Origin of the sequence: Terrimonas ferruginea DSM 30193 (assembly GCF_000425585.1) — a bacterium.
GTDB lineage: Bacteria > Bacteroidota > Bacteroidia > Chitinophagales > Chitinophagaceae > Terrimonas > Terrimonas ferruginea.
Window position 1 is genome coordinate 1 of the sequence record NZ_KE384402.1, and the last position, 3,553, is coordinate 3,553.

The window sequence follows — 3,553 nt, forward strand, 5'->3', positions numbered from 1 at the left end:
AACAAAGCGAGCAGCAGCAAATAACTTCTTTTCATTGTTTTCGTGATTAGTGTTAGGTTAATGGTTGGATCAGTTAGACATCTTCAATACTTTCAGACCGCTGTGACGGATCACTTCGATGTTGTCGCCCGGACGTACTCGGTCGGGCTTCAGATCGGCGATCACGAAGTACAACCCGTCGGGACGCGCACTCAGGTCAAACAGGTCGATGCGGCAACAGCCGTTGTACTGGTAGCTTCGCTTTTCCAATACACGACCGGTGGCATCCACCAGTTGCAGGGACATGCGCCCGGTCTCACGCACAAAAAAGCTCACTTCGAACTTCCCGGTGGTGGGGTTGGGGAACAAACGGTAATCACCTTTTTCGAACAACAACGTCATCGGAGAGTTGCCGATCTTGTCGGTGCAGGGTTGTAAAACACCTTGCGTAACGATCACGGCGCTGTCGGCTGGTTTGATCGTAGAGATCGCCAGCATCTCTCCAAAACTCCATTCGAAACGGTGATAAGATGAAGGGTTGTCATAACTGCCGCCCGCAACGTTGAACGTAGCGGGAGTAACTGATTGCGCACGACAAAAGGAAATGGCAAGAAATACTGCCAGGAAGGGAAGTAGAGGTTTCCTCATACAAGCGGTTTAAATGGTTAATTAATGGTTGTGCTACTAACCTGTCGGAAAACAAACCTTATAGAATATAAGGTAAAACGAAGGAGTCTTAACGACATAAAAGTAAATATTTTCTCTATAAAGAAACTTACCTGTTTGTAGTAAATAAAGAGACGGGTACGCTACCGACGTACCCGCTCTTTCGCAAATGATGAAACTATCGGCTCCTTCTTACTTACTTCGATGCGGCAGGAGCTGCTGCCGGTTTATCTTGTTTCGTTTCATTGGAAGGCTGTGCGGGATCTTCCTGCGTTGGGATGAAAGGTTCAGGTAGCTGAACTTTCTTTTCCGTTGCCGGCTGATCACTCGGTAATGAAACTTTTTCTGTTGAACGTTTAGGGGTATTGTTAGCAGTAGCGTTGCCGCCTTTTTTTACGGGCATACCCATTTTTCCGTCTTCCATCTCATGACGAAGACTTGATCCCTGGTATGTTTTTTTTGAGCCACTGTTTCTTTTGGCTGTGCTTGCCGGAGCATACTGCAATCCGGGCATTTTGTTTTCTACATACAATCTGCGCGGGCTTTCTCCGGTTTCGGTTTTCTGTGCCTGTACTGCAAGAGCGGCAACTGATAATGTTGCGGCCAGCAGGTATTTATATATATTCTTTTGCATGATATTTTACTTTTTTGATGATTACTTAATGCTTACCAAGACTTTGATTTTGCCGGTGCTTTGACCATCGTAGCCTTCGAGGGCTTTACCGATCACCTGTCCTACTTTCACTTTATCCAGATCGGCTTTCATGGCCACACCGGGAATGGAAGAAGTAACCAGCAGATCGCCGCGGCGGATAGCGCCACCTTCGAGGCAAACCTTGGTTGGAATCACACCGATCACCCCCATGGGCACCATTTCACTGTGATCGTATTCTGTTGCACTGTGTTCGGAAAGCAATACACCAGGCTTGGTAGCATATACACCTGAAACCAATGTTGAATAAGGCTCGGAAGATTTTTCCACTTTACGATCTGAGTTAACAGAGATCACCAGTACATCACCGGGTTCATATTGCCGGAGGGACCCCTCCACATCGAAGAATTCGGCAACATCCGCACCACTGTTTTGCGTGCCACCGTTGAAGTAACCCCGACCGGCTTTATCGATACGCGCAACATTTGAGCCTGCACTTTGCAATACAGCGAGACTTCCGGAAGTTCCGGTATGATTAATCAGTAAACCATTCCCTGTACCCGCATTGTTAATTTGTACCACAGGCTGGCCGTTTGCGCTGTTAAAATTAGCAAAGCGTGCCGCTTTACCTGTACCGAAATTGGGGATCCATCCAAAGACCGCATTGCCGTTTCCGTCACAGGTAGCTTCGATGCCATCGCCGTTACCGCCTGCATTGGCAGTGATACCATTACCGGCGCCTTCCGTCAATGCCAGTAACGCAGGACCGTTACCTCCGGGATTGGAAGAATAAAAGAGACCGGCATAACCGCCCGTACCGGATGATACACCATAAACACCTGCTGTACCGAAGTTGGCAAAAATGGAATTCACTTCACCTTTTACAGCAGGCGAAGTACCAGTAGTACGGTCAACAAAAGAAGACAGTGCAGTACCATTGCCCACGGTTTTTACCGATACCACCGTTTCCTCATTGTCTTCGCTGAAATGCTCGAAACGTGCGGCTTGTCCCTCGTCGGAGAAAGTAGGAACCCATCCATAAACGGCGGTCCCGTTTTCATCCACATTCGCTTCAACAGCATTACCGGTTCTGGAATTTGCCGTGATGGCATTTCCATTGCCATCACTGATAGCTACCAAAGCCCTGCCATTTCCAGTGGGATTAGATGAATGAAACAAACCGGCAAAACCGCCCGTACCTGAAGAAACACCAAATATACCGGCCGCACCGAAGTTGCCGAAGATGGTCTTCACTTCACCGCGCACACCTGCAGCTACGCTGTTCGTATTATCTACGAGAAAAGAAGATGCATTACCTTCCGTATTATCCGGGATATTGCCGTTGCTGTTTGTTTCTACTTCAAATGTATTGACCTCGTTATCCTGGTTAAAGTTTTGGAAACGACCCGCACGGCCTGTGCTGTTGTTGACACCTACACGACCATATACGCCGACAGCATCACCACTGGTATTGGTGGCTACAAAACCATGCACACCATAACCACCGCCGTCGTTGCGGCCTACCACAGCGCCCGCGATATCAGAAGTAGTACGGCCCACTATCGCTTCACCTGCGCCGTTGTTATCACCAACGAGACCTGCAGAAGTTTGCGCGCTTGTAATACCATGCACACCAAAGCCTCCCCCTGTGCTTGACAATACACCCACACCGTTTCCTGTGGTGGATACATTCACTACTGTACCATTACCAACGGAACTTACGATCAATGCGTTGTTGTTGTTAGAATTATTGTTGATGCTGATCTGACCCGCAATACCATTGTTACTGGTACCATAGATACCTGTACCCGTATTGCTGTTACCGTATACGCCATATCCACTGGCCGAGGAGTTACCATACACGCCCAGGCCATTTGGTGTTACGCCGTATACACCCCAGCCACTGCCGGCCTGACTGCCATATACACCGATACCCAGACCACCGGTACCGTTGTTGATACCACGCACCGCTGAAGAAAATCCGCCGGGTGCTGTGCTGTTCACTATACCACGTACCGCAGCAATGCTTGACGTAGTGGTGTTGTTGATGCCTTCCACAGAAGTACCATCACCATTATTCGTAATAGAAAAAAGTGTAGCAGGATTGTTTTCGGTAGCGACGAACGGCAACACCAGCGTTGTGGCAGCGCCGTTACCAGGCTCCCAGGTGTTGGTGGTTCCGTTCCATACGATCGTCTGACCATTGGCAGGTGCTACGTTGGTAAACGGACGACCCTGCAGTCTTGACACAGTAGG

3 protein-coding genes are annotated in these 3,553 nt (G+C 48.9%); all 3 read right to left on the bottom strand.

The window, feature by feature from the left end; all coding sequences use genetic code 11:
* Positions 1-69: 69 nt before the first annotated feature.
* On the bottom strand, positions 70-627 hold the full coding sequence (locus H608_RS23055) for a T9SS type A sorting domain-containing protein (RefSeq protein ID WP_038009201.1): 558 nt from the start codon (positions 625-627) through the stop codon (positions 70-72).
* A 214-nt stretch (positions 628-841) separates the two neighbouring features.
* Positions 842-1,279, bottom strand: coding sequence for a hypothetical protein (locus tag H608_RS0119110; protein WP_028789091.1), 438 nt, complete (start codon positions 1,277-1,279; stop codon positions 842-844).
* A 21-nt stretch (positions 1,280-1,300) separates the two neighbouring features.
* Positions 1,301-3,553 (bottom strand): beta strand repeat-containing protein (locus tag H608_RS23060; RefSeq protein WP_425426020.1); only part of this gene is annotated, 2,253 nt, incomplete at its 5' end.

Coding starts and splice junctions, on each gene's coding strand:
- H608_RS23055 (WP_038009201.1), bottom strand. CDS start 627: ATGAGGAAACCTCTACTTCCCTTCCTGGCAGTATTTCTTGCCATTTCC.
- H608_RS0119110 (WP_028789091.1), bottom strand. CDS start 1,279: ATGCAAAAGAATATATATAAATACCTGCTGGCCGCAACATTATCAGTT.